Annotated in this window: 25 protein-coding genes and 2 tRNA genes; 16 read left to right on the top strand and 11 right to left on the bottom strand. The window is 54.3% G+C overall.

Features of this window, described 5'->3' with window-relative positions; all coding sequences use genetic code 11:
• Position 1 precedes the first annotated feature (1 nt).
• Positions 2-1,036, top strand: a complete 1,035-nt coding sequence (locus ACI2J2_RS02080; protein WP_404759315.1) for an alpha/beta hydrolase — start codon at positions 2-4, stop codon at positions 1,034-1,036.
• A 55-nt stretch (positions 1,037-1,091) separates the two neighbouring features.
• A complete protein-coding gene (locus ACI2J2_RS02075) occupies positions 1,092-1,679 on the top strand; it encodes an O-methyltransferase (RefSeq protein ID WP_404759314.1) in 588 nt (195 codons plus the stop codon).
• 222 nt (positions 1,680-1,901) lie between these two features.
• Here ACI2J2_RS02075 and ACI2J2_RS02070 read toward each other — a convergent pair whose 3' ends face one another.
• Complete coding sequence (locus ACI2J2_RS02070) at positions 1,902-2,297, bottom strand: cupin domain-containing protein (RefSeq protein ID WP_404759313.1); 396 nt, start codon at positions 2,295-2,297, stop codon at positions 1,902-1,904.
• 335 nt (positions 2,298-2,632) lie between these two features.
• On the bottom strand, positions 2,633-3,622 hold the full coding sequence (locus ACI2J2_RS02065) for an aldo/keto reductase (protein WP_209635759.1): 990 nt from the start codon (positions 3,620-3,622) through the stop codon (positions 2,633-2,635).
• Between the two features lie 465 nt (positions 3,623-4,087).
• On the opposite strand from ACI2J2_RS02065, the gene ACI2J2_RS02060 reads away from it, so the two are divergent.
• Positions 4,088-6,463 (top strand): glucose/quinate/shikimate family membrane-bound PQQ-dependent dehydrogenase, encoded by a 2,376-nt coding sequence (locus ACI2J2_RS02060; protein WP_404759312.1) that lies wholly within the window; start codon positions 4,088-4,090, stop codon positions 6,461-6,463.
• A 321-nt stretch (positions 6,464-6,784) separates the two neighbouring features.
• Positions 6,785-6,979, top strand: a complete 195-nt coding sequence (locus ACI2J2_RS02055) for a hypothetical protein (RefSeq protein WP_209635763.1) — start codon at positions 6,785-6,787, stop codon at positions 6,977-6,979.
• Between the two features lie 6 nt (positions 6,980-6,985).
• Here the strand turns inward: ACI2J2_RS02055 and ACI2J2_RS02050 are convergent, their stop codons facing one another.
• Both ACI2J2_RS02050 and ACI2J2_RS02045 read right to left on the bottom strand, forming a co-directional pair.
• Positions 6,986-8,242, bottom strand: a complete 1,257-nt coding sequence (locus ACI2J2_RS02050) for an MFS transporter (protein WP_209635765.1) — start codon at positions 8,240-8,242, stop codon at positions 6,986-6,988.
• 81 nt (positions 8,243-8,323) lie between these two features.
• Positions 8,324-9,631, bottom strand: coding sequence for an alpha-glucosidase/alpha-galactosidase (locus tag ACI2J2_RS02045; protein ID WP_404759311.1), 1,308 nt, complete (start codon positions 9,629-9,631; stop codon positions 8,324-8,326).
• A gap of 199 nt (positions 9,632-9,830) precedes the next feature.
• Here ACI2J2_RS02045 and ACI2J2_RS02040 point away from each other — a divergent pair, with 199 nt between their 5' ends.
• The gene (locus ACI2J2_RS02040; protein WP_404759310.1) at positions 9,831-10,670 is read left to right on the top strand and encodes an AraC family transcriptional regulator; all 840 of its coding nucleotides are present in this window, start codon (positions 9,831-9,833) and stop codon (positions 10,668-10,670) included.
• Positions 10,671-10,673: 3 nt separating this feature from the next.
• Here ACI2J2_RS02040 and ACI2J2_RS02035 read toward each other — a convergent pair whose 3' ends face one another.
• Together ACI2J2_RS02035 and gspS are read right to left on the bottom strand one after the other, a co-directional pair.
• Entirely contained in the window at positions 10,674-12,125 is a 1,452-nt protein-coding gene (locus ACI2J2_RS02035) for an EmmdR/YeeO family multidrug/toxin efflux MATE transporter (RefSeq protein ID WP_404759309.1), read from the bottom strand.
• Positions 12,126-12,269: 144 nt separating this feature from the next.
• Entirely contained in the window at positions 12,270-12,668 is a 399-nt protein-coding gene (gene gspS / locus ACI2J2_RS02030) for a type II secretion system pilot lipoprotein GspS (RefSeq protein ID WP_265554069.1), read from the bottom strand.
• 184 nt (positions 12,669-12,852) lie between these two features.
• On the opposite strand from gspS, the gene ACI2J2_RS02025 reads away from it, so the two are divergent.
• Together ACI2J2_RS02025 and ACI2J2_RS02020 are read left to right on the top strand one after the other, a co-directional pair.
• Positions 12,853-13,188: an NIPSNAP family protein gene (locus tag ACI2J2_RS02025; RefSeq protein ID WP_209635775.1), complete on the top strand. Its 336-nt coding sequence runs from the start codon at positions 12,853-12,855 to the stop codon at positions 13,186-13,188.
• On the top strand, positions 13,185-13,568 hold the full coding sequence (locus ACI2J2_RS02020; RefSeq protein WP_209635777.1) for a hypothetical protein: 384 nt from the start codon (positions 13,185-13,187) through the stop codon (positions 13,566-13,568). Before ACI2J2_RS02025 ends, ACI2J2_RS02020 begins: the two co-directional genes overlap by 4 nt.
• Before the next feature lie 95 nt (positions 13,569-13,663).
• Here ACI2J2_RS02020 and ACI2J2_RS02015 read toward each other — a convergent pair.
• Positions 13,664-13,753: transfer RNA gene (locus tag ACI2J2_RS02015), tRNA-Ser, on the bottom strand.
• A 92-nt stretch (positions 13,754-13,845) separates the two neighbouring features.
• Between ACI2J2_RS02015 and mtfA the strand changes: the two genes are divergently transcribed.
• The 5 genes from mtfA (at position 13,846) to ACI2J2_RS01990 (ending at position 16,585) form a co-directional block, all read left to right on the top strand.
• The gene (gene mtfA / locus ACI2J2_RS02010) at positions 13,846-14,634 is read left to right on the top strand and encodes a DgsA anti-repressor MtfA (RefSeq protein ID WP_404759308.1); all 789 of its coding nucleotides are present in this window, start codon (positions 13,846-13,848) and stop codon (positions 14,632-14,634) included.
• 102 nt (positions 14,635-14,736) lie between these two features.
• Positions 14,737-14,812 (top strand) — tRNA-Asn (locus ACI2J2_RS02005).
• A 141-nt stretch (positions 14,813-14,953) separates the two neighbouring features.
• A complete protein-coding gene (locus ACI2J2_RS02000) occupies positions 14,954-15,460 on the top strand; it encodes a MarR family winged helix-turn-helix transcriptional regulator (protein WP_404759307.1) in 507 nt (168 codons plus the stop codon).
• Positions 15,457-16,233, top strand: coding sequence for a DNA alkylation repair protein (locus ACI2J2_RS01995; RefSeq protein WP_404759306.1), 777 nt, complete (start codon positions 15,457-15,459; stop codon positions 16,231-16,233). The genes ACI2J2_RS02000 and ACI2J2_RS01995 overlap by 4 nt, the downstream gene beginning before the upstream one ends.
• Before the next feature lie 13 nt (positions 16,234-16,246).
• Positions 16,247-16,585: a DUF6616 family protein gene (locus ACI2J2_RS01990; RefSeq protein WP_209635852.1), complete on the top strand. Its 339-nt coding sequence runs from the start codon at positions 16,247-16,249 to the stop codon at positions 16,583-16,585.
• A gap of 42 nt (positions 16,586-16,627) precedes the next feature.
• Here the strand turns inward: ACI2J2_RS01990 and ACI2J2_RS01985 are convergent, their stop codons facing one another.
• The gene (locus tag ACI2J2_RS01985) at positions 16,628-17,668 is read right to left on the bottom strand and encodes a LacI family DNA-binding transcriptional regulator (protein WP_209635854.1); all 1,041 of its coding nucleotides are present in this window, start codon (positions 17,666-17,668) and stop codon (positions 16,628-16,630) included.
• Positions 17,669-17,886: 218 nt separating this feature from the next.
• On the opposite strand from ACI2J2_RS01985, the gene ACI2J2_RS01980 reads away from it, so the two are divergent.
• The 4 genes from ACI2J2_RS01980 to ACI2J2_RS01965 all read left to right on the top strand — a co-directional run bounded on the left by ACI2J2_RS01980 (position 17,887) and on the right by ACI2J2_RS01965 (position 23,122).
• Positions 17,887-18,915 (top strand): ABC transporter substrate-binding protein, encoded by a 1,029-nt coding sequence (locus ACI2J2_RS01980; RefSeq protein WP_209635856.1) that lies wholly within the window; start codon positions 17,887-17,889, stop codon positions 18,913-18,915.
• Between the two features lie 107 nt (positions 18,916-19,022).
• Positions 19,023-21,251 (top strand): iron ABC transporter permease, encoded by a 2,229-nt coding sequence (locus tag ACI2J2_RS01975; RefSeq protein WP_265554092.1) that lies wholly within the window; start codon positions 19,023-19,025, stop codon positions 21,249-21,251.
• On the top strand, positions 21,248-22,309 hold the full coding sequence (locus ACI2J2_RS01970) for an ABC transporter ATP-binding protein (protein WP_209635860.1): 1,062 nt from the start codon (positions 21,248-21,250) through the stop codon (positions 22,307-22,309). Before ACI2J2_RS01975 ends, ACI2J2_RS01970 begins: the two co-directional genes overlap by 4 nt.
• 24 nt (positions 22,310-22,333) lie before the next feature.
• A complete protein-coding gene (locus ACI2J2_RS01965) occupies positions 22,334-23,122 on the top strand; it encodes an inositol monophosphatase family protein (RefSeq protein WP_404759305.1) in 789 nt (262 codons plus the stop codon).
• A 114-nt stretch (positions 23,123-23,236) separates the two neighbouring features.
• Here ACI2J2_RS01965 and gap read toward each other — a convergent pair whose 3' ends face one another.
• From gap to ACI2J2_RS01950, 3 genes are all read right to left on the bottom strand, one after another.
• Positions 23,237-24,247, bottom strand: coding sequence for a type I glyceraldehyde-3-phosphate dehydrogenase (gene gap / locus ACI2J2_RS01960; RefSeq protein WP_209635864.1), 1,011 nt, complete (start codon positions 24,245-24,247; stop codon positions 23,237-23,239).
• Positions 24,248-24,325: 78 nt separating this feature from the next.
• Entirely contained in the window at positions 24,326-25,300 is a 975-nt protein-coding gene (locus tag ACI2J2_RS01955) for a GlxA family transcriptional regulator (RefSeq protein WP_209635866.1), read from the bottom strand.
• Positions 25,301-25,367: 67 nt separating this feature from the next.
• A complete protein-coding gene (locus tag ACI2J2_RS01950) occupies positions 25,368-26,390 on the bottom strand; it encodes an LLM class flavin-dependent oxidoreductase (protein ID WP_404759304.1) in 1,023 nt (340 codons plus the stop codon).
• Between the last annotated feature and the right edge of the window lie 14 nt (positions 26,391-26,404).

Genomic DNA, 26,404 nt, shown 5'->3' with positions numbered 1-26,404 from the left:
AATGATGAACGACATCTCCCAAGCGAAAAATGCCGGCTCCGAACCTGGTTTTCTCACCAGAACCAATACGGGTCTATTTAAAACTCAGGATTGGGACAGCGCATCCCGTCTGCAGGTCACTGATTATATTGTCGAGCGCATCACCTTTGATAGCCAGGGTGTGGAAATTGTAGGCAATCTTTTTTCACCAGTAAAATCGGTTAACCGCACATCGGCCATCGCAGTCATGGGGCCGATCAGTTATGTGAAAGAGCAGGCTCCGCTGCAGTACGCCAGTCGTTTGGTCAAATATGGCTTCACCGTCCTGATCTTTGACCCACGGGGTTTTGGCGAATCCGCAGGTGAACCACGCGGTTACGACTGGGGCGTAAATAAAACCGAAGATTTAAATGCTGCGGTCGCTTATTTGTCACAGTTGGACAACGTTGATGAAGAACACATTTACGCACTCGGCATATGCCAGGGCGTGAACTGGACTATTGACGCGGTCAACGCCAATCCGCTAATCCGCGCCACCGCCCTGGTTGCTGGCCAGTATCTGGTGCCAGAAACATGGATGCTTTATCTGCAGTCGCAAGAGGCAATAGACACCCGGGTTGGCCTGGCGCTCAAGGCGAAAAAACGCTTCGAAGAAACGGGTGAGGTTGAGTATATCCCCGTGGTAAGCACCGAGGATAAATCCGCCTATCTCACCGCGGAGGCTATTTACAATTTCTATGCTCCTTGGGCGCAACATGATGTTTTGGCAAATCACCGAGGCCGGTGGGAAAACAAAATGACCCGCATGAGCGAAGCGGGTATCTGGGCTCGCGATAGCAGCGAAGCGATCGCCAGCCTGAACAAACCGGTTTTGATGGTTCATAGTGAGCGTGCGGCCAGCGGTGAACATATTCCACGCCGCCTGTTCGACAGCATCGGCAGCAGCACCAAGCAGTTGGTCTGGTTTGGTGGCAGAAACCAACTTCAGTTTTATCAAGATCCCTTGACCGTCGACGCCGCAGTTCCTCATATCTCGAATTTTTTCAGCAAGTTTTAATTAATCATCGGCGGTATTCGTCATCGGATGAATACCGCTAACAAAGAGCTAAACTATGACCTCCAGAAATATATCAAATCATCCTATCCTCTCATCTCTGAACAGGCTCTATCAGGAAACGAAAAGGCTACAGCAGAAAAGAGGAAATTGGTCGTACGTCTTCGAAGATGCAACAGGATTGTATAATACTGTCAGTAAACTACAGCCTTCACGCATACTTGAATTCGGTACGGCCATTGGATTCACCTCTTGTGTGATGGCGTTGTCGTCACCCAAGGCCATTATCGATACGATTGACCTTGATGAGGTTAATATCACTCTTGCACGACATAATTTCAATTTCCAGGGCCTCTCCGAGAAGATAACCACGCATCAAGGTGATTTTGATAATGTTATAGATAAACTGGGAAAAGATTATGACTTTGTCTTCTTTGACGGGTTTGCGCTTGAGTTTGGTCTGCTCGAAAAGATATATCAGCATTTGATACCACAGGGTGTTTTTGCCTGCTCCAATCTGTCGCTCTGTCATGACAGTAATGTGGCCCACTTCTTGGGCAACGCTGCGATATGGCAAGAACTTCCCTCTATCGAGCAGGCCAACACGAGAATATTTAGAAAGCATCCATCCGTTCACGAAAAATAATGTCGGGCCATTTTAAGCACTGACCAAAATGGCCTATTTATGATTCTGTAAGGAACCATCTCCCCTTTGATCGGCGAAAGGGAATTCAACCCATTACCACCTTCAACTCCCAGAGCTGTCTCTTATTCGCCATCATCTAAATCAGGTAAGGACTTATAGCCTTTCTTTTCCACGCACCGCCGAGGCAGTTTCCGAATATATTTCATTATGATTGTCACAGCTCTATTTCTGATACTGTGCGTCACTGACCTTTTCCATCCAGTCAACCGGGCTGCCGTTAAGTGACTCAGCGATTGCAATATGGGTCATGGCAGTATCCGGTGTCGCGCCGTGCCAGTGTTTGACGTCTTCCGGGATCCAAACAATATCGCCCTGATTCATTTCCTGGATCTCGTCGCCCCATACCTGGATCCAGCCTCGCCCTTGGGTAACAATCAGCGTTTGTCCAAGTGGATGCGTGTGCCAGGCGGTACGTGCTCCTGGCTCAAAGGTCACGGTCGCGCCGCCGATGCGGGCCGGTGCGCTGCCGGTAAATGGCGCGTCAATGCGCACTTTGCCGGTGAAATAATCCTCTGGACCTGGACGAGAAGGTTGGGAACCGCTGCGTTGAATTTTCACGTATTTCTCCATTTCGGTAAAAGCTGCCGACGCTAACATATACCCTAAATAATTCCGGTTGCAGGCAGGAAGGCGGCAACTGAGTGAGTCCCGATGAACTTACCCAGTGAGAAAGGCAGCCAACACACCTGCAGCTTGAAGCATGACGGGCATGGACAGAATAATTGTAGAAGCTGCGCGTCATTTCACCGGATAACGCCTAAAGCGGGATGAAATGCGCAAGGACCTATGGTTTGAAACCTCAGCCGTCGGCAGCACACTGCGGCCTTCGCCCTACGGGTAGACGCGCCAACCCTGAATTCCCCGCTGCAAACAGCTGCGGCAGGGGGCCACTTTCAACGCCCGACGTTCTGTTGCAAATGTGCAGGATAACGGGCGCCCTGCACCTCAATGGCGGCAAGTGCCCCCTCGATGCTGCGCAGTTCATCCACGTTCAACGTTATCGCCACTGCACCCAGGTTCTCTTGCAGGCGATGCTGCTTGGTGGTCCCTGGAATAGGAACAATCCACGGATGTTGCGCCAGCAACCAGGCCAACGCAATTTGGGCTGAAGTTACCCCTTTTTGCTGCGCGATTTGCCCCAGGACATCCACCAGCACCTGGTTAGCTTTACGTGCCTCCGCGCTGAAACGCGGCACAATATTGCGGAAGTCAGCGCTGTCAAAGGCAGTATTTTCATTAATCGCCCCGGTCAGGAAACCTTTCCCCAGCGGGCTAAAGGGCACAAAACCGATGCCCAACTCGTGCAGCGTCGGTAAGATTTCTTGCTCCGGCTCGCGCCACCACAGCGAATATTCACTTTGCAATGCCGTCACCGGCTGTACGGCATGGGCACGGCGAATGGTTTGCGCCCCGGCCTCTGACAAACCAAAATGCTTCACTTTCCCTTCCTGGATCAAGGTCTTCACAGTACCGGCAACGTCTTCAATCGGGACGTTGGGATCGACCCGATGCTGGTAAAGCAGATCGATCGTTTCAATATTCAGACGTTTCAGTGACCCTTCCACCGCCTGACGGATATGCTCCGGCCGGCTATTGAGCACCTGTTTGCCATCCGGCTGGGGCAGTTCAAAACCAAATTTGGTGGCGATCACGACGCGATCACGCACCGGAGCCAACGCTTCGCCGACCAGTGTCTCATTGGTGAAAGGCCCATACACTTCAGCGGTATCGAAAAAGGTCACGCCCTGATCCACTGCCGCACGAATCAACGCGATCCCCTGCTGTTTATCCGTCGCCGGGCCATAGCCAAAACTCAGCCCCATGCAGCCTAAACCCAACGCCGAGACGTCTAAACCACTGCTACCCAGTTTACGTTTTTGCATTTTTGCCTCCAAAAGTGTCACGCTGGCCACCGCTCACGCCGCGGCAAACAAAGTGTGATTACTGTAGGAGGACGGTCGGCAAATGACTATGGGTTAACTGTGCTTGAGCCTATGAGCTGCATTCATAAAACCAACAAATAATCGCAAAAACAGCACAAGGTATGTAACTAAAGAGTAACAGTTAGAGTAACCTAGCCGCGCTTCAGGCGGTGCTGACTCCCCCGTTTAAGGGCGTTGTCGAGCGCTGTGCCTGATTCAGTCTTGTTTTGGTTTTAACCTCGATTTTAGAATTTCTTCAATCATCCAAAACTGTCCTCTCCATTTTTGCTGTCAATGCCGATTGGCGTTGGTGATGAGGGAGGTTGCCGAACATACGGGACGGATTTTTAGGGAGAAACCGCGTGTTTTTTTGGATATGGCTTAATCTCTAAATCGGGGACTTTTCATTTTGGTAAGGATAATACTATGCAAAATAAAGCATCATTGTCGCCGCTCATCATCATCACGGCGCTGTTTGCCGCGTTGAGTGGGCTCTATCTGCTGGGAGGCGGCATCTGGCTGGCCAAACTCGGCGGGTCACTGTACTACATCATCGCCGGCCTGGTTTTGCTGGTTACCGCTTGGCTGCTGGCTCGTCGCCGCGCCACCGCACTGCTGCTGTATGCCGTGTTTTTACTCGGCACCACAATTTGGGCACTGTGGGAGGTCGGCCCGGACTTCTGGGCGCTGACGCCACGGCTGGACGTTACCTTCTTCTTTGGCCTGTGGCTGGTGTTACCGTTTATCTACCACAAGCTAATCGCGAACGGCAAATTGGCCTACAGCGCTCTGAGCATTGCGCTGGTGTTCACCGTCGCGGTACTGGCCTATGCCGTATTTAACGATCCGCAAGAGATCAACGGCACCCTTGAGCCTGCGCAGGTGAAAGCAGAATCCCAGGCGTCTGACGCCGATTGGCCTGCCTATGGCCGGACGCAGGAAGGCACGCGTTATTCCCCTCTGAGCCAGATCAACGACAAAAACGTAGGCCAGCTCAAAGAAGCCTGGACCTTCCAAACCGGCGATCTGAAAACCGCTAACGATCCAGGGGAAATCACCAACGAAGTCACCCCGATTAAAATCCGCGATACGCTCTACCTGTGTACACCTCACCAGAAGCTGTTTGCACTGGATGCGGCCACCGGTAAGCAGAAGTGGAAATTTGATCCTCAGTTGAACTTCAACCCGACCTTCCAGCACATCACCTGTCGCGGTGTTTCTTATCATGAAACCACCGCAGCAGCAGGTTCAGCAACCGATGCTTCACCGGCAATGTGCGCACGCCGCATTTTCCTGCCAGTGAACGACGGGCGCCTGTTTGCCCTGGATGCCGAAACCGGTAAGCCTTGTGCCGACTTCGCCAATAACGGCGAGCTCAACCTGCAAAGCAATATGCCGTATGCGACGCCAGGCCATTATGAGCCGACGTCTCCGCCCGTGATCACCGACAAGGTGATCGTGGTCAGCGGTGCCGTAACCGACAACTATTCAACCCGCGAGCCGTCCGGCGTGATCCGCGGATTTGACGTCAACAGCGGCAAACTGCTGTGGGCATTTGATCCGGGTGCCAAAGACCCTAACGCGATTCCAGCAGACGAGCATCACTTTACCCCGAACTCACCTAACTCATGGGCACCTGCTGCTTATGATGCCAAGCTGGATATTGTCTACCTGCCAATGGGCGTAGCAACACCGGACATCTGGGGCGGTAACCGCACACCGGAGATGGAGCGCTATGCCAGTGGCCTGCTGGCGCTGAATGCCTCAACCGGCAAACTGGTCTGGTTCTATCAAACCGTGCACCACGATCTGTGGGATATGGACGTACCGGCCCAGCCAACGCTGGCGGATATTACCGACAAGAGCGGCAATAAGGTGCCGGTCATCTACGTACCGACCAAAACCGGTAATATCTTCGTACTGAACCGCACCAACGGCGAACTGGTGGTACCGGCCCCCGAAAAACCAGTGCCACAAGGCCCGGCCAAGGGCGATCGTTTGTCACCCACTCAGCCTTTCTCTGAGCTGACCTTCCGCCCTGAGAAAAAACTGACTGGCGCGGACATGTGGGGGGCGACCATTTACGACCAACTGGTTTGCCGCGTGATGTTCCACAGCCTGCGTTATGAGGGCACTTTCACACCGCCTTCAGAACAAGGCACGTTGGTATTCCCAGGTAACCTCGGCATGTTCGAATGGGGCGGTTTGTCTGTCGATACCGATCGTCAGGTCGCGATTGCCAACCCTATCGCACTGCCATTTGTGTCAAAACTGATCCCGCGTGGCCCAGGCAACCCCATTGAACCGCCAGCCGGCGACAAGGGCGGCAGCGGCACTGAGGCAGGCGTTCAACCACAGTATGGCGTGCCGTTCGGCGTCACATTGAATCCGTTCCTGTCACCGTTTGGCCTGCCGTGCAAACAGCCAGCCTGGGGGTATATTTCTGCTGTAGACCTGAAGACCAACGACATCGTGTGGAAAAAGCGCATCGGTACCGTGCGCGACAGCTCCCCGCTGCCGCTGCCGTTCAAGATGGGTATGCCCATGTTGGGTGGCCCTGTCTCTACCGCGGGTAACCTGTTCTTTATTGGCGCGACAGCAGACAACTATCTGCGCGCTTTCAGCGTGACCAACGGTGAAAAACTGTGGGAAGCGCGGTTGCCGGCCGGTGGCCAGGCAACGCCAATGACGTATGAGGTTAATGGTAAGCAATACGTGGTCATTTCCGCAGGCGGTCATGGCTCGTTCGGCACCAAGCTGGGTGACTATATCGTCGCTTATGCCTTGCCTGATGCGAAATAATCGTCGACAGTAGTTCTATCACGGAGCACGCCGCCAGGCGTGCTCCGTCACCGTAAACATCCCCCAACGCATTTCCTTTCCGGCGTAACCCTCTGCAATAAAATTTCACTCTATATATTGATAATGATTATCATTCGCAATATTATGGATCCGTTGGCCTCGGCAGTGGCCGGCAATCATCTCTACATTACAGGCAGTAGACGGGTGGCCGCCCTCGGGCGGCCCCATTCGGAGGCACATGATCGAACACAGCAGTCGGCAACCACTCAACGTCACACCAGCACAAGTGACGCACATCCACCACAGCATGGAGAATACCCTATGAGCCAACAGCCACTGACCGCCATGCTGATGCTGGTTTATGTGCTGCTGATGGTGCCGGCACTGTTCGCAATAGACAACCGCTTGAGCACAAGCCGCTGGGGCCAGAGTCGTCTTATGCGCAAGACGGTACAAACCGGATTTATCATTGCTCTGACGCTGCTGTTTTTCAGCATCATGACGTTATTGTATTGATTAAGGCTAACTTACCGCCACGGGCAACGCCCCCTCTTCCTTCACCACCACCACTCTGCTACTCAAGGCAAAGGCTGAAATTAGCGTAAACAGCAATGCGATGCAGCCGAGGATCAGATACGAGGTTTTAAAACCGTAATTAACGTACATCAGACCCGCGGCATAGGACATGCCGATGGCCGAAAGTTGCTTGAAGAAGCAAAACCCCCACAGATAAATCGATGCCGAGAGGTTAACGTTAAACTGTGTCGTGATGTATTTGAAAATACCCACCAACAGGAAGGGAACCTCAAACATATGCAGGGTTTTGAGGAAAATCACCGCCGTCACCGAATCCGCCTGGGACGAACCGATAATCCGCACAGACATTATCACCCCGGCTATCAGCAACGCATTCTTGCCGCCAATGCGGTTGATGATCAAGGGGGCAAAAAACATGATAAAGGCATTAAGAAATTCGCCCAAGGTGGTTACATAGCCAAACGCCTGAGTCCCCGCGTGGCGATCGCTGAAAAACGATGTGAAGAAGTTGGCGAACTGTTGATCAAACACGTCATACACACAGGCTACCCCGACGATATACATCACGAGGCACCAGAACTTACGCATCTTCAGCAGGCTCAGCGCCGCTTTTAATTTGATGGGTTTGCTGTTCAACGCCAAACCCTCTGCGACCGCCAGCGTGTTGCCCTGCTCGGGTTTAAACAAATAAAGCAGACCGGCCAACACCAGCGCAAAGCTCGACGCCAACCAAAACGCAAACTGATTGTTAATCGTGAACATATAGCCGACGATCGACGCGCAAATCGCCCAGCCAATGCAGCCAAATAAGCGTGCGCGGCCATACTCAAATTGGCTGCGCCGGCTCACTTTCTCGATATAGGCTTCAATCGCCGGCGATCCTCCGCTGCAGACCAATCCCAGGTAAATACCGCACAACACCGCCCCCAGCACAAAATTGGTTTGCAGCAGCGGCGAGAACACGTAGATAAACAACGGTGCCAGAAACAGCAGCAGAAAGATGATCATCCACAACAGATGTTTTTTCAGGCCAAACTTGTCGGTGACAAAACCAAAAATGGGTTGGAATACCAGGGCAAACAGCGCCATACAGGCGAACACCAGTCCGGTTTGCTGTTGATCGAGCTGGTTAACGTCATGCAACCAAATCGGAAAGAACGGCAGCACCGCCCCCATGATAAAGAAATAGAAAAAACAGAAGGCACCAAAGATCCAAAAGTTCTTGTTTTTCAAATAAAACATGGCTCACCATCCCATTTATGACGGCGCAGGAAGCCCTGCGCCTTGTGCGTTTTGAGGAGGTAATACGGGGTAGTTCAGCGATCAGTGGTAAGCGGGTAGCCAATTGCCGTGGGCTTCAATCAGCTCATCGCAAAGTTTACGAATATCATCAATCGACAGCTCGGCAGAAGTGTGTGGATCCAGCAGTGCTGCATGGTAAATCGCCTCACGTTTATGCGTCACCGCAGCTTCGATCGTCAACAGTTGGGTATTGATATTGGTGCGGTTGAGCGCGGCCAGTTGCTCCGGTAAATGACCGACGTAGCATGGCGTGACCCCCTGCCCATCGACCAGGCAAGGCACTTCGACACAGGCCTCTGCCGGTAAATTGGTAATCAAACCGGTATTAAGCACATTGCCGCCAATCTTGTAAGGGCGATCGGTTTCCATTGCTTCAATGATGTAAGAGGCATACTCATGGGTACGCGTGTGAGTTAGGTTGGCGTCATGGGTCAGCGCCAGCTTACGTTGCTGCCATTGTTCGATCTGCTCAATACAGCGGCGCGGGTACTCGTCGAGAGGAATGTTAAAGCGCTCAATCAGTTCTGGGTAATGGCGTTTAATCCAATAGGGCATGTACTCCGCGTTATGCTCGGAAGATTCGGTAACGTAATAGCCGAAGGTTTTCATGATTTCATGGCGCACCATATCATCATGCTTGCCCTGTAACGCATTGGCGCGACATTTAATTTCTGGGTACAAATCCTCGCCATGGCGACGAACATCCAGCAGCCATGCCATATGGTTAATGCCCGCGATGTGGAACTGCACATCATCGGTCGGCATATCCACGCTTTTCAGCAGCGTTTCCGCGCAAACCTGCACGCTGTGACACAAGCCCACCGTTTTCACCCCCGTATGACGCAGCATGGCACCAGTTAAAGACGCCATCGGGTTGGTGTAGTTCAGCAACCAGGCATCTGGACAAACCGCTTCAATATCCCGAGCAAAATCAAACATGACCGGAATGGTGCGCAGTGCGCGGAAGATCCCACCTATTCCCAGGGTATCGGCAATGGTCTGCTGCAAGCCGTACTTTCTCGCAATGGTAAAGTCGGTGATCGTGCAAGGATCATAACCACCGACCTGAATGGCATTCACCACATAGTTGGCATTTTTCAAGGCCGTACGGCGATTTTCAACCCCGAGATAAGGAGTGATTTTCGCCCTGCCGCCATTAATATTGCGGTTGATATTGTTCAGCATGGCGAATGATTCGCTAAGGCGCGCACTGTCAATGTCATACAGCGCAATGTCCACTTCCTTCAATGCCGGCGTCGCCATGATGTCGCCGAGTACGTTCTTGGCGAAGATGGTGCTGCCCGCGCCCATAAATGTCACTTTAATCATCGTATTTCTCCGCTGCACGTGTTTTCGATAGGCTGAAATTACCCTGCAACACCTGAACGAGATATGGATAAATGTGACTGTGTTATGGCGAAAAATGACGCACCGCAAAAACTGTGAGCCAGGTCTGGATCTGGAGCGTATTTCACTGGGTTGCCGCAACGACACTGCTACAGTGGGGAAAAAACAGGGGCCATAGCGGATGCACAAGAGTTTTACGTTGAGTCGCACTGACAACATCGAACTGAATCTTTACCAGTATGGTGAGGAAAATTGTGACAAGGGGCACAGCTTTGGGCCTGCGGTACGCCAGCACTATTTATTTCATTATGTGATAAGTGGCACCGGTGTACTGAGCACTGAATACGGCTCATTTCCCGTGGTTGCCGGCGAAGGTTTTTTGATCCACCCGCACGACGTGACCACCTATCGCGCCGACAAAAAAGACCCCTGGCACTACATGTGGCTAGAGGTCGACGGGCTGGTTGCCGGCAAAATTTTTGAAGAGTGCCGCCTGAGCCGCCAATTTCCGATCTATCACCCGCGTCAAAGTGAAGACTCCTTACTGGCACTGCGTTATCTGCGACAACTGGTTAGTCATGGCGATGAACACAGGCTAAAGACGCTCGGCCTGAGCTACCTGTTTTTTTCTGCGCTGATCGATAACGCACTGCAAGGCGGCGGCGAGCTCCCAAGCGACAAACTGCAGCACCTGCATAAGGCGGTTAAACTCATTGAAAACCGCTACCATGAACAGCTCACCATTGAACGCCTGGCCGCCTACTGCAACATCAACCGCAGTTACCTGTGTCGGCTGTTTAAAAACGCTTACGGTATCGGGCCAAAAGCGTATTTACTTAACTTCCGCATGAATATCGCCGCCAGCCTGCTGCGTAATAGCCAGACGGCAATCAAAGTGGTGGGAATTTCTGTCGGTTATGAAAATCAACTGCACTTTTCCAAAGCCTTCAAGCAGGTTCACGGCGTGTCACCGGCCAAATGGCGGCAGGACAATAATCAGCCAGGGCCGGCTGACAGCTAAGGGTCACTTCACGACGGTTTTTTCTTCAGTGACGCCCGGTTTTATGCGCGGATACTTCCACAACCAGCGCCCACTGACCATACGCCAGTAGAACAACGCGCCGCGTACCGCCCAATCCATAAACATCCCCAACCAGACGCCAACAACGCCCATACCCAACATAATGCCCAACGTATAACCGGCAACCACACGGCAGCCCCACATGCCCAACATGGACACCCACATGGCAAAACGGGCATCGCGCGCTCCTTTCAAACCGGCGGGCAATACCCACGAAGCCGCCCAGATAGGCATAAAGGCAGCGTTAAGCCAGAGCAATACCTTTACCACCTCCTTCACGTCATCTTGTTGTGTATAAAACGAGGCGAATATCCCCGCCAAAGGTGCCGTGCCCCAGGCGATCACCGTTAACCCAATCGTCGCCAGCCAGAAAATGTGACGCAGTTGCCTTTCCGCTTGAGCTATCTGCCCTTTCCCCAGGCGTTTTCCCACAATAATGGTCGACGCCGACCCCAGGGCATTGCCCGGCAGGTTGATCAACGAGGCGACAGAGAAAGCGATAAAATTGCCGGCGATCACGTTGGTACCCATACCGGCGACAAACATTTGAGTCAGTAACTTGCCCCCGTTAAACAACACCGACTCGATGCTGGCAGGAATGCCGATCCCCAACACCTCCCAGAGGATATTGAGTTTTAAAGGGGTAAAGTAGCTTTTCAGTGTGATGTGCAGCGCCGGGTTAAAACCGATCATCAGGACGTAAATAATCGCAATAGCGCCAAGATAACGGGAGATGGTCAGCCCTAACCCCGCGCCGATAAAGCCCAGGCCATGCCAGCCCAGCATGCCGTAAATCAGTATGCTGCTGATGATGATATTCAGGATATTCATGCCGCCGTTAATCAGCAGCGGGATTTTGGTATTCCCGGCACCACGCAGCGCACCGCTGCCAATCAGTGCAATGGCCGCGGCGGGATAACTCCATACCGTCGTTTGTAGATAAGACAGTGCCAGCGCCTTTACCTCTGGCGTGGCGGCACCGGCGATCACATCAATAATCTGCTCGCCCGCCAAATGAATGCCCGCAGCCAACCCCAAGGCAACCAGGGTCATCAACACCAGCGATTGACGTGCCGCCGCGCGCGCTCTTCTACGATCCCGTTTGCCAAGGCTGAAGGCCACTACTACCGTCGTCCCCAGGTCCACTGCGGCAAAGAACGAGATAATCACCATGTTGAAGCTGTCGGCCAGCCCCACCCCGGCCATCGCCTCCTTGCCGATCCAACTCACCAGAAAGGTGCTTAATACCCCCATCAGCAGGACACAGGCGTTCTCCATAAAGATCGGCACCGCCAGCGGCGTGATCTCACGCCAAAACAGCACGCGGTAGCTTTTCCGTTTGCCATACCAGGGGGTGTTTTCTACGCGCTGACGCAGGGCGACATATGGGTTCAAGATCGGCTCATGAGATAAAAGTGAAACAACATTTCAAATAATGAGCGACAGATCGTTATCCTGCAAAGAATTTTTTGAGAATGCGCCAAGAATTGGGAATAGGCTGATACGCAGCACGCCACACCGGCATGAATCAGACACGCACTACTCCATATAGTCCTCCTGATCGGACTTCGCTGCGGCAATAAAGTTTGCGGTGCGATTCTCCATCACAGTGCATTTATCCGTCAGCAATTGACGATCCTCCAGCACAGCCAGATAACGTGCCTGGGCCATTGCCGGTAATTGCTGATAGCCCGCTGCATGGGTATCCCAGCCGCGATGCTCCGCTACCCGCATCGCTGTGCGTTGTAATTTTACATCGTCAGGAATGTCCGAACGGTGACAGTTTTGCCGCAGGAAATGGCTACCGGCCAGCATCGTAGAAAGCTGATCCAACTGCGCTTGCAGCGGTGGCACCGGTTTATGCGCCTTTTGCTGGCAACCGGCGATCAATAACAATGCCGCAGCGCCAACCATTGATGTGCGTAACAGTGCAAACATAGTGATTACCCGCAAAAAAAGTGATGATTAAATGATAGTAGGTGAGCCATAAAATACTGCAAGGCAATGGGCGGGCATTATTTCTGAGGCGTTATGGGGGCGCAGGTACCCTACCAACCTGTGGGATACTGGTTGAAAAAACAGTATTCCGCGTGCCATGATGGCACAACATCAAGGAGGTGGAATGAAAACCGTAGAAATTCTGTTGTATAGCCTACAAACAGGCACTGGCGAGGCATTTCATCAAATCATGCATGAGATAAGTGTGCCGTTGCACCGGACCTGCGGCATGGATGTTGTTCGTTATGGTCAATCCTTGCATGATCCGGATAGCTATTATTTAATCCGGGCCTACGATAACGCAGAACATCTCGAAACTAGCCAAAGTGCCTTCTATGCCAGCGATGCCTGGCGTTCAGGCCCCCGAGAATCCATCATTGCACTCATCGCCTCCAGCATAAAATCCGTCATTACGCTGGATAACGCCGCCCTTGGGGCATTAAGGCAAGCTGACTTATGAACAACGCCAATGCGATGCGTTATTTTTTAGCCATTTGCTTAATCATTGCGACAATTAATCATCTTGTTGCCGCCCTGAAATTTGGTTTTCTCTGGGATTATGGCTATGGCGAACAGGCATTCCTTGTCAGCCGTTTATTTTGGGGCAGTCTGACATTCCTTGACCCACTCGCGGCTTATCTTCTCATTGCCAAGCCCAAGGCTGGCATCGCCAGCACCTTAGCCATCATTACCGTTGATGTCTTGCACAATGGCTATTACGTTTACCTTAATCACCAATGGTTCGAGCCTTTCTTTATCTTCCAATGTGCCTTTTTGGTTATCAGCTATCTCTTTGCCGTCAGAATAAAAAGAAAGGGTTTTGTTCAGGCAAGGCAATAAGCAGCGCCGCCCTGGGCAGCAGCAGTGATTTTTGATCGCGATGGGGCATGTGAGGCGTGGATCACAGACAAAATCGTCTGTAAGTGATTGAATAATGGCGGAGAGAGGGGGATTTGAACCCCCGGTAGAGTTGCCCCTACTCCAGTTTTCGAGACTGGTCCGTTCAGCCGCTCCGGCATCTCTCCTTCAAGTGCTTGCTATCATGCCCCTTTTTGCGGCATTTTTACAGAGTTAGCCTCCAGCCTAATGTTCAAGTGAAGACTTTGCGAGCAACGCGATGATTAAATGGCCGTGGAAAACGCATCAACCGCAGGCGGAAACGCTTGCCCAGTGGCAAGACGCGCTGGCAATTCCCCTGCTCTCTCCGCTGGATGAGCGGGAACAACAACGGCTGGTTGCCGTTGCCGGGCAGATTTTGCAGCAAAAACGCATTGTCCCGTTACAGGGGCTGGTGCTGACGCCGCAAATGCAGGCGCGCATTGCCCTGCTGTTCGCGTTGCCGGTAATGGAGTTGGGTGCCGAATGCCTTGACGGTTTCAATGAGATTTTGCTCTACCCAACCCCTTTTGTGGTGGAAGATGAATGGCAGGATGATTTCGGCCTGGTGCATTCCGGGCCCGTAGTACAATCTGGCCAGAGCTGGGAACAGGGGCCGATCGTACTCAATTGGCAGGACGTGCAAGACTCTTTCGATCTCTCCGGTTTTAACCTGGTGATCCACGAGGCGGTACACAAACTGGATATGCGCAATGGCGGCAGCGCTACGGGGATCCCCCCTATTCCGCTACGCGACATTGCCGCCTGGGAACATGACCTGCACGCCGCAATGGAAAACCTGCAGGACGAGATCGACATGGTCGGCGAAGACGCCGCCAGCATGGATGCCTACGCCGCGACCGATCCGGCCGAGTGCTTTGCCGTGCTGTCAGAGTATTTTTTCAGCGCTCCCGAACTGCTGGCCAACCGTTTTCCCGCGCTATACCAGCATTTCTGCCGCTTCTATAAACAAGATACACTCGCGCGTTTGCAACGCTGGCAAGCTGAGGGCGGCACAGAGCTGCTGTAACTGCGCCCGCATTGCTCAGATGCTGAGCAGTCGCACCGAATCGGCGAATTTAGCGTTGACACACTCTGGGTGGCTGGATATGATGCGCCCCGTTCAGACAATTCCTCTGTAGTTCAGTCGGTAGAACGGCGGACTGTTAATCCGTATGTCACTGGTTCGAGTCCAGTCAGAGGAGCCATATTAGAGACGCCCGCTTAAGGAAACTTAAGCGGGCGTTTTGCTATTCAGCCGTCCCCTCCGTTCATAGTTACCTCAGCCTGTTGATATTCTGTTTTTCTTTGCATATAGTTAGGCGCCATACTACATGGCGAGATCGAACATGAAACTTGAGCAAAAATACCTCTCCCTGCTCCAGGAAGCCCACCAACGCCAGCTTCCTGACCTGGCGAATATTCGATTATGCTTTCAGACGCTTTCGCTTGCTTCAGCCATCGATCGGGACTGTGCCTCACTGCTGGCACCTTATGCCCTGTCTGAAGGCCGCTTCGTTATGCTGTTCTTGCTTGATGCAGCCAAAGAAGGGCTGGCACCGAATGCGCTGGCGGAAAAAGCGGGCGTAACGCGTGCCACCGTCACGGGTCTGCTCAATGGCCTTGAGCGGGAACATTTGCTTGAGCGCCACGCCGATATCAGCGATCGCCGGGCGTTACGTGTTCGGCTGACTCACAAGGGCGAACAGGTTGCCAAACAGGTTTTTGAGCAGCATAGCCGCTGGATAGCAGGATTGTTTGGGAACCTCTCCGCTAGCGAACAAACTCAACTGGGTCTGTTACTCGAAAAAGTCGCAGCCAACGTAACGCCAGCCAAAGAGGAGCCAGCGATATGAGCCACTCTCCCACGCGTAAAGGAGCAATCCGCGTTTCAGACATTGCTCCCGACATTCTGACTGCATTATCCCGTGGTGAGCAGCAGAGCGCTACGCTGGTCGAAGTATTGGCTCTTGACCAAATCCTATTGCTACGTACCGTTTTCCCTACCCTCTCACCTCAATCGCTGCAAGCGGCCGAGGAGGCTTGCCAACAGGGAATCGTCAAGCGAATGGCAGGCATTGGCGACATTTTATTGGCTGAACTGGGTATAGCCGGCATCGAACAATGCATGTCACACCGCTCGGATACCGTGCGTGGTTGGGCCTGTTTTATGATTGGGGCACAGACTGAAATGCGCGTAACCGAAAGGCTAGACGCTATCCGTCCTCTGGCTGACGACGGTCATTTCGGTGTCCGTGAATGGGCTTGGTTGGCGGTGCGTCCAGCTTTGGTACTAGAGCTCGATAACGCTATCGAACAGCTGGCCGTATGGACAAGGTCACCCTCCGAACGTATTCGTCGTTTTGCCAGCGAAGCATTACGGCCACGCGGCGTCTGGTCTGCGCATATTGCTGCGCTAAAACAACAGCCTGAACGAGCACTGCCAATACTTTCCCCTTTGCGGGCCGATCCGTCCCCGTATGTACAAGACTCGCTGGCGAACTGGCTCAACGACGCCGCCAAAAGTCATCCTGACTGGGTAATGGGCTTGTGTCAGCAATGGTTGCAACCCCCTCCCTCTCCAGCGACCCAGCGTATCTGCCAACGCGCTATGCGTAATCTGAAATAAGGAGAAACCGACCATGTCTCATTACCTGATTGAACTATATTCCCCCAACACTCAATGGGGCGCTTTATCCGCCACAGAACGTCAGCAGTTCGTCGACAACGTTCAGCTTGCGATGGGCAACCTATCCCATCTTGGTGTTGAAATTCTGACGTTGAGTGAAACGGACAGCACTATCGACAAATCTACAGGCCATCGTTTTGTGGGTGTCTGGCGTTTTGCTGACATTCAAACGCGGGAGATGTTGCTCGCAGGCATTAAAGCCAGCGGCTGGTATAACTACTTCGACCATGTCAATGCAGCCGGAAGCGACAACGGTTTCGAGGCTCATTTAGTTGCCTTGGCCGCCGGATAACAATGTCGCAGCGCCGCAATAAAACAAGATATTACGCCGGTTTCAGGCACCGCGAATGGTCCCACGCCAGACGAAATCGGCATGATATAGCCGGGTTTCACCCGGCATCTCCTGCCCCAATGCTGGCATCATGCTCTCTTCTTTCTTTTCTTCCGCCATCAGCCACGCAACGGCATCCTGCGCAAACAACGCCACCGGTTGAGTAAAGGTAGTCAGGTTATAAGAGGACCAGGCCGCCTGCGGAATATCATCGTAACCGGCAACGCACAAATCCTCTGGAATACGTAACCCAAAGCGATGACGCGCCTCGTCCATAAAACCGCAGGCCAGCAGATCGGTCACGCAGAATACCGCGTCCGGCCGCTCGCGGCGGGTCAACAGCCGGTGCGCCAGGATCTGACCACTTTCATAGGATGTGGTGCCAAAACGCTCAACGCTCACCTGCAAGCCCACGCCTTCTGCCGCCTGAAGAAAACCGCGTTCACGCGCCATCAGGCTTGGCGTACCGGCCAATGAGTTGGCAAAAGCAATGCGCTGGCAGCCCGCACGGGCAAAGGCCATCACAATCCTGCCTGCCGCTTCTTCATTATCCAGCCGGATGCTGAGTGACCCCGGTAAGGTGTCGTTACGGTTAATCAGCACCAGTCGCTGACCGTGTTTGTGACACAAACGGGCAATGCCACTGTCCGGCATCCCGGACAGCACAAAAGAGGCATCTGCACGGAAGTTAATTGCCTGCTGCAATGCCTGGGAAACACTGTCATCAGAGCGATCGGTGTTAATCAACATGGCAATTTTCCCCACATCCTGCAGGTGCTGGGTCAGCAACCGTACCAGGCTGGCACGATAAGGCGTCGCCAGTTCTGAAACGATCAGGCAGACAATGCCGCTACGGTTACGCACTAGCCCCCGAGCCAAATGATTCACGTGATAACCCAACTCTTCCGCCGCTCGCATCACCCTTTCACGGGTCGTTGCTGACACGCTGGCGCCGGGCGTATAAGTCCGTGAGACTGCCGAGCGGGAGACCCCGGCCAATTCCGCCACGTCTTTCGCACTGATCATCGCCTTGTCCGCTGCCATTTTCACATCCATCCGTTTGTGCTCTGAGAAAAGTTTGCCGTACTTTGCAAAGCTGTGCAAATTTTTATCGGTTAAAATGTTTCATTTTTGTGACGCAAAGGTTGAATTGTTTCATCACGCGATTGACAGCACAATTTTTATCCTCTAGTTATTTGCACACACGTGCAAAAAAAATAGGCGACAACGTATCGCCACCCTACACAACCAAGGAGAACACCATGCATCGCGTTACTCTGATAGCGGCTCTCGCCGCTGGCTCTGCACTCTCTGCTTCACCTGCTTTCGCCGCTGGGAAATTAAACATGATCTGCTCCGCCGATGTTGTGGTCTGCGAACAGATGACCAATCTTTTTGAGAAACAACACCCGGATATCAAAGTCAGCATGGTGCGCCTTTCCGCTGGCGAAGCCTATGCGCGTATTCGTACCGAAGCCCGCAACCCGCGCACCGATATGTGGTGGGCCGGCACGGGCGATCCGCACATGCAGGCCGCCGACGAAGGCTTAACCCAACCCTATAAATCCCCACTGCTTGATCAACAGCACGACTGGGCGCGCAAACAGGCCGAAAGTGCCGGTTACCGTACCGTTGGCGTCTACGCCGGGGCGCTGGGTTGGGGTTACAACACCAAGCTACTGGCAGATAAAAAGCTCAAGGTCCCCGCCTGCTGGAGCGATTTGCTGGATCCGGCCTATAAAGGCGAGATCCAGATGGCCAACCCGAACTCGTCCGGTACCGCCTACAACACCCTCGCCACACTGGTGCAAATCATGGGGGAAGAACCGGCCTTCGATTATCTGAAAAAACTCAACGCCAATATCTCGCAGTACACCAAATCTGGCTCGGCCCCCGTGAAAGCTGCCGCGCGCGGTGAAACAACCATCGGCATCGTTTTTATGCATGATGCCGTGGCGATGCAGGTCGATGGTTTCCCGATCAAAGCGGTCGCGCCTTGCGAAGGCACCGGTTTTGAAATTGGCTCAATGTCTATCGTCAAAGGCGCACGTAACCTCAGTGAGGCCAAGGTGTGGTACGACTGGGCGCTCAGTGCGGACGCACAGTCACATATGAAAGATGCCAAATCTTTCCAGTTGCCTTCTAACCGCAACGCGGCGATTTCCGAATATGCGCCACGTTTTGAGAACATCAAACTGATCGATTACGACTTCAAAACCTACGGTGCGACAGATAAACGCAAAGCACTGCTCAGCCGCTGGGATAAAGAGATCGGCGCCAGCGCCCAATAATTCACGTCCTTTTCCTTACACATGTTATGCGCTCTGCAATAGGCCGGGCGAGGCAACACTCGCCCGTGTAACGCAGGGTGAAGGAAATATGAACTCTCGAGGTTACGATGAATGCTCAAAACCGCCGCCTTAACGGGGCTCTTGTGCTGGGCGCATTGGCATTGCTGCTACTGCCTTGGTACAGCCTGGAAGCCGGGTTCTTCGACTTTGGCTGGCTAAGTACGCTGTGGCAGGATCAGGCAAGCGCACCGGCACTGTGGCAAATTCTGGTATTTCAGCGTCCCTGGCTGACCATTGCCTTGCTGATGTTACTGGTTTGCGCACTGGCGCGTGTGCTGCCAGTGAGCCGCTTGCGCTCACAATTACTGCTGTGTGCCAGTGCTGTCGGCGTCGTTTTTCTGCTGTTTGAAGGCCATGCCATCGGCTACAGCGGCTGGAATTGGCAATGGAGCGAATATCTGTTTGGGGCGCTCAGCGACGGCCAACCTGCGTTTGGCGCAGGTGCTATTTTGCTCATCACCGCCTTTCTGCTGCTGTTCTCTTTTGCGCTCGCCGAACGCGGCGTCCTGAAAGGCGATGCTTTTGTGGTCGCGGCCATTGTGCTGCTGGTCGCACTGGTAACCACCTTTGTACTTTACCCGGTGCTGAGCATGTTTGTCGCTTCCGTGCAGGACGTGGACGGTTCCTTTAAACCCGATGGCCTGATCGCCAATATGCAAGACCCGGCGATTTGGAGCCTCAGTTGCCTGAAAGGTGGCAGCTGCGGAACCGCCTGGCGTACCCTGACGTTAGCGCTCATGACGGCCAGCGGTTCCACGCTGCTCGGTCTGGCTTTTGCGCTGGCGGCTACGCGCACGCCGTTGCCATTCAAGAAAGGACTGCGCTTACTCACCGTCCTGCCAATCATTACGCCCCCCTTTGTGATTGGCCTGGCGCTGATGCTGCTGTTTGGCCGCGCTGGCGTCGTCACCGAACTGCTCGCCAGCCTGTTTGGCATTGAGCCCGGCCGTTGGTTGTACGGGCTGACCGGTATCTGGATTGCCCAGGTACTGTCCTTCACCCCTATAGCCTTCCTGGTGCTGATTGGCGTGGTGGAAGGGGTCAGCCCCTCGCTGGAAGAGGCTTCGCAAACGCTACGTGCGAACCGCTGGCGCACCTTCCGCTATGTTTCACTGCCGCTGATGGCACCCGGTCTGGCCAATGCTTTTCTCATTAGCTTTATCGAAAGCATGGCGGATTTTGGTAATCCGATGGTGCTTGGCGGCAGTCACGGTGTGCTGTCGACCGAGATCTTCTTCTCGGTGGTGGGTGCACAGAACGATCCGAGCCGTGCCGCGGTGCTGGCCATCATCCTACTGTGCTTCACCCTTAGCGCCTTTATTCTGCAACGCCTGTGGTTAACGGGGAAAAACTTCGCGACCGTGACCGGTAAAGGGGATTCCGGGATGCATTGCGGGCTGCCGCGTGGATTGCGTTACGGCGTATACGCGCTGGTGATCCCTTGGGGCCTGTTCACGCTGGTCATCTACGGCATGATCCTGATCGGCGGTTTCGTCCAGTCATGGGGGCTCGACAGCAGCCTGACGCTGGGCCACTACGCGCGCGCCTTTGGCTTCCAGTGGAACAGTGGCCAGATAGTCTGGACCGGTGTCGCCTGGAACTCATTCTGGACGACGCTGGAAATCGCGCTGATCGCCGCGCCGCTCACCGCCATCGTTGGCCTGCTCACTGCGTGGCTGATCGTGCGCCAGAAATTTGCCGGTCGCCAAACCTTTGAGTTTTTATTGATGCTCAGCTTTGCCATTCCCGGCACGGTCATCGGCGTCAGTTACATTATGGCTTACAACCTGCCCCCCCTGGAGATCACCGGCACCGCCCTGATTCTGGTCGCCTGTTTTGTGTTCCGCAACATGCCGGTGGGTGTGCGCGGTGGCATTGCCGCCATGAGCCAGCTGGATCGTAGCCTGGATGAAGCCTCACTGACACTGCGCGCCAGCAGTTTCCGCACCCTGCGCAAAGTGATTTTGCCGCTGTTGAAACCGGCGATCAGCGCGGCTCTGGTCTATGCCTTCGTGCGCGCCATTACCTCCATCAGCGCGGTGATCTTCCTGGTTAGCGCCCAGTACAACATGGCCACGTCCTACATCGTTGGGTTGGTCGAAAATGGGGAATACGGCGTGGCTATCGCCTACTCCTCGGTGCTTATCGTTGTGATGCTGGCGGTGATCCTCACCTTCCAGTTACTGGTCGGCGAACGCCGCCTGCGTCGCGCAATCCGTATTGCCACACCGCCGGTGACGCCTCCACCGGCTCTACATCAGGAGAATGCCGTATGACTGCCATTCGTTCCGGCTCGGTGGTGTTTGAAAACGTCACCAAACAATTTGCCGATTTCACCGCCGTACCCGGCCTGTCACTCACCGTCGAACCTGGCACGCTGGTCACACTGCTCGGTCCGTCTGGCTGTGGCAAAACCACTACCCTGCGCCTGTTGGCAGGCCTGGAGCATCCAACCTCTGGCCGTATTCTGATCGGCGGCAAGGACGTCACGCACCTGCCCGCCAACGAACGCGACGTCGCAATGGTGTTCCAATCCTATGCGTTGTTCCCACATATGAACGCGTTGGACAACGTGATGTATGGCCTGCTTGCCAGCGGTCTGCCGCGTAAAGAAGCGCAGGACCGGGCACGCGAAGGGCTCACACTGGTCGGTCTGGAAAAGATGGGCCAACGTCTCCCCGCCGAACTCTCTGGCGGACAGCAGCAGCGTATTGCCGTAGCGCGTGCGCTGGTATTGGAACCGCAGGTGTTGCTGCTCGACGAGCCATTATCAAACCTTGACGAACGTTTGCGCCGCCGTGTCCGCACTGAAATTCGTGATTTGCAGCAGCGCCTTGGTTTCACTGCGGTGTACGTCACCCACGATCAAGAAGAGGCATTAGCGGTCTCCGATAAGATTATCGTCATGAAAGAAGGGCATATTGCCCAACAGGGTGCGCCTCAGGAGCTTTATCATTCACCAGCTTCCGTGTTTATCGCCGACTTTATGGGCGAGGCCAATATCCTGCCCTGTGACATTGAGCGCGTCGAAGATGGTCAGGCGCTGATCACCCTCGGCAGTCGCCAGTATCGGGTACCGGGTGCCAAAGCACGTCCCGGCACCGCGCAACTGTCGGTGCGCCCGCAGTTTATTACCCTGCAGCCGGAGCAGGATGGTGCATTGAGCGGGGAGATAACCCACAGTACCTGGCTTGGGGACCATATTGAATATGAAGTGAAGACCGATCTCGGTGCGCTATTTATTGTCGACGTTCAGATGGAACGCCAGTTGGCACCCGCCACACGCGTGGCCATTGATTTCAAATCTCAGGGGTTGGCACTGATTGCCCAGTGAGCCTCACAACGTTAAGGATCAAACATGAATGAGCCCATTTCCCAGCGCCTGTTGTTGGCCGAACAGGCGGCACGCGCCGCAGGCAGCAAAGCGCTGGACTATTTTAACCGCCGCGAGAGCCTGGTGATTGAAACCAAACGCGATGCGCAGGACGTGGTATCCATTGCTGACCGCGAAGTTGAACTGTTGATCCGTGAACAGATCGCCAGCCAGTTTCCGCAGGACGGTTTTTTGGGGGAGGAGTTTGGCCTGCAGCCCGGTGAGTCGGGTTACACCTGGGTGGTGGATCCCATCGATGGCACCAGCCCTTTTGTTAACGGTATGCCAAACTGGTGTGTGTCTATTGCCGTGATTCACCACGGCGAACCGGTGATCGGCGTGATCGTCGCACCCTGCCAGCAAGAATGTTTTATCGCGGCGCGCGGCGCGGGGGCCACTCTCAATGGCAAACCGCTGCGCGTAGACCCAAAACGCACGATGCAAAACCACGTCACCGGTTTTGGTGCCAACAGCTATGTGACGCCTGAACGCGTCGGTGAGATCGCCGCCGGGATCACCGCGGCCGGTGGCAATTTCTTCCGCAATGGTTCGGGTGCCATGATGCTGGCTTGGGTTGCAGCAGGGCGTCTGGTGGGTTACTACGAACCTTATATGCATGCCTGGGATTGTCTGGCGGGATATTGCCTGGTCAACGAAGCCGGCGGCTGGACGCATCCATTTAACACCGAAGGGGAACATTTTCTCCGGGGTGGGCCGGTGCTGGCGGTGGCTCCAGGGGCCAAACAAGATTTAATGCAGATCGCGCAGCTGTAGTTGATACTGCTAACAAATATGTTTAAGGGTTAAATCGGGTCGAACATGTTCGACCCGATTTAACCCGTTGAGTATGCTCAAGGGCGCAGCATGCAGCGCCCCTGTTTTTAGAGCCTACAAGCCGCGTTTTTCCATCAACACCGCCAGATCAACCAAACGGTTGGAGAAACCCCATTCATTGTCGTACCAAGCCAAAACCTTGACCAGATTGCCACCGATAACCAACGTTGACAGCCCATCGATAATGGATGAGCGCGGGTCGCCTTTATAATCGCTCGATACCAAAGGCTCATCGCTGTAGCCCAAAATATCTTTGAGAGGGCCCGACTGCGAAGCCTGACGGAACGCGGCGTTGATCTCTTCAGCCGTCACGTCGCGTTTCAACGTCACCGTTAAGTCAACGATAGACACCACCGGCACCGGCACCCGCAGCGAATAACCGGTCAGACGGCCATCGAGTTCAGGGATCACCTTGCCGAGCGCTTTGGCCGCCCCGCTGGAGTAAGGCACAATCGACTCTGCTGCGGCGCGAGCGCCACGCAAGTCTTTTTCCGGTTGGTCATGCAATGCCTGGCTATTGGTATAAGCGTGTGTGGTATTCATCAGGCCGTATTCAATCCCGAAGGCCTGATGCAGCACCTGCGCCGCAGGGGCCAAACCGTTGGTGGTGCAACTGCCGTTACTGACTACGCGGTGCTTGGCCGGATCGTACAGGTCCTGATTAACGCCCATCACTATGGTTATATCGTCGTCCTTGCCTGGCGCCGAGATAATCACTCGCTTGGCCCCACCCTTCGTGATGTGCACTTCGGCCTTGGCTTTGTCCGTAAAGAACCCCGTCGCTTCGATGACGACATCAACGCCCACGCTTTTCCATGGGATTGCGCCCGGATCTCTTTCGGAGAAAACATGAATTGGCCGACCATCGAGCAGCAGTTGGTTTTCACCGGCTTCGACACTGGCTGCCAAGGTACCCGACAGCGAGTCGTATTTCAGCAAATGCGCCAAGGTTTTGCTGTCGGTCAAATCGTTGATCGCCACAACCTCAAAGTCACTGCGACCTAACGCAGCACGCAAAACATTCCTGCCGATTCTGCCGAATCCATTAATGCCTACTTTGACCATGTTCTACTCCTTCGTTATTGGCTTTGCTGTAAATCTAAGCCGGAGAGACATTGTCGTAAATGACGTTTATAGATCAATTTACGCCAAAATGCGTGAATGAAAACGTTCGCGGTACTCGGTCGGTGTGAGGTGCAAATGCCGTTCAAAAACGCGCCGCAGATTGAGGCCATTGCCAAACCCACAGTTCATGGCGATTTGCTCAATACCTTCAGCACTCTGCTCCAACCGTTGCCGAGCCAGATACAGGCGCCCTTCTTCAACAAATTTAGCGGGTGAAATGCCGGTTTCACGCGTGAACACGCGGGTAAAGTTTCGCGGGCTCATGGCGACCCGTTCTGCCAGTTTCTCGACACCAAGATCGCTGGACAGGTTTTCCAGGATCCAGGACTGGAGATCACGAATCGGACCGGGCGTTTTAGCCTGATTCAATGGATAACGGCTGAACTGTGCCTGCCCCCCGGGCCGGCGCAGGAACATCACCAGATCTTGCGCCACTTCACGGGCCTGCACGAATCCGTAATCATCCTCCACCAATGCCAGGGTGAGATCGAACCCGGAACTGACCCCGCCGGAGGTCCAGACAGCGCCATCTTGCACGTAGATCGGCCCATTTTCGACTTTCACTTTGGGGAAACGAGCCTGCAACGTTTCCAGCAGTCGCCAATGCGTGGTTGCCCGGCGCCCATCCAGCAAACCGGCCTCGGCCAGCAGCATGGCCCCGCCGCAAACTGACGCCACACGTCGCGCTTTAGGGGCTGCGCGACGCAACCAATCGACCACATAGGCACTTTCTTCCGCTGTCGCCCCTTTGCCGGTCACGATGATGGTATCGCGTTCCTCCTCAGGTTCGAGATCCGCCAGGCGGTGATCGGCCAACAGATTCAAGCCGGAGGAACCATGCACCACCCGGTGAGCCTGGGTGGTGACTATCGCCATCTGGTAGAGCGGCGCGTCATCAGGCCTCAAGCGGTTGGCTTGCATCAAAATATCGGCGATGCCCGCCGACTCAAACAACATGCCCCCTTCAGGGACGATAATCAGGAATGTATGCATGTCCTTAAAATACAAATAAGACAAAATAAGTCAACAACGCTTCTCTCGCTGAGAAGCGTTCTGGCGTTTAGCGCCACCCCAACGCCGGAGCGACATGGGTCAAGATGGATTCAATCACATGGGCGTTATAATCGACGCCCAACTGGTTCGGCACGGTCAGCAGCAAGGTGTCCGCTTCGGCTATCGCTTCGTCCTGCGCCAATTGTTTGATCAACAACTCCGGCTCGGCGGCATAACTGCGGCCGAATACGGCCCGCGTCTGCTGATCGATATACCCCACCTGATCGCTATCCTGGCCGCTGTTGCCGAAGTAGCTGCGATCCTGCTGGTTCATCAGAGCAAAAATACTGCGGCTGACCGACACGCGCGGCTCACGCTGGTGCCCTGCTGCCTTCCAGGCCGCACGGTACTCACGGATCTGCTTGGCCTGCTGCACGTGGAACGGCTCGCCGGTCTCATCATTTTTTAACGTTGAGCTTTGCAGGTTCATCCCCAGTTTCGCCGCCCAGACTGCCGTGGCGTTCGAGCTGGCTCCCCACCAGATCCGATCCCGCAAACCCACGGAGAAAGGCTCAACACGCAGCAGACCGGGCGGGTTGGGGAACATCGGCTGCGGATTCGGTTCGGCAAAGCCTTCACCACGCAGCGCATCGAGGAACACGTCGGTATGGCGACGCGCCATGTCGGCTTCAGTCTCGCCTTCTGCAGGCGTGTAGCCAAAGTAACGCCAGCCTTCAATGACCTGCTCAGGTGAGCCGCGGCTGATCCCAAGTTGCAACCGTCCACCGGAGATCAAATCAGCAGCACCCGCGTCTTCGACCATATAAAGCGGGTTTTCATAGCGCATGTCGATCACGCCGGTGCCGATCTCAATACGCTGCGTTTTTGCCCCAATGGCAGCCAGCAGCGGGAACGGCGAAGCGAGCTGGCGGGCAAAGTGATGCACACGGAAGTAAGCCCCGTCCGCCCCCAGCTCTTCTGCCGCGACGGCCAGATCGATGGATTGCAATAACGCATCCGCAGCAGACCGGGTACCCGACTGTGACGACGGCGTCCAGTGACCAAACGAGAGAAATCCAATTTTCTTCATAGGAGTAGCCCTTA

The sequence above is a fragment of the Serratia sp. NPDC087055 genome (assembly GCF_044900985.1).
GTDB lineage: Bacteria > Pseudomonadota > Gammaproteobacteria > Enterobacterales > Enterobacteriaceae > Serratia.
Note: the sequence above shows the minus strand (reverse complement) of the source record. Positions and strands in the feature narration are given on the sequence as shown.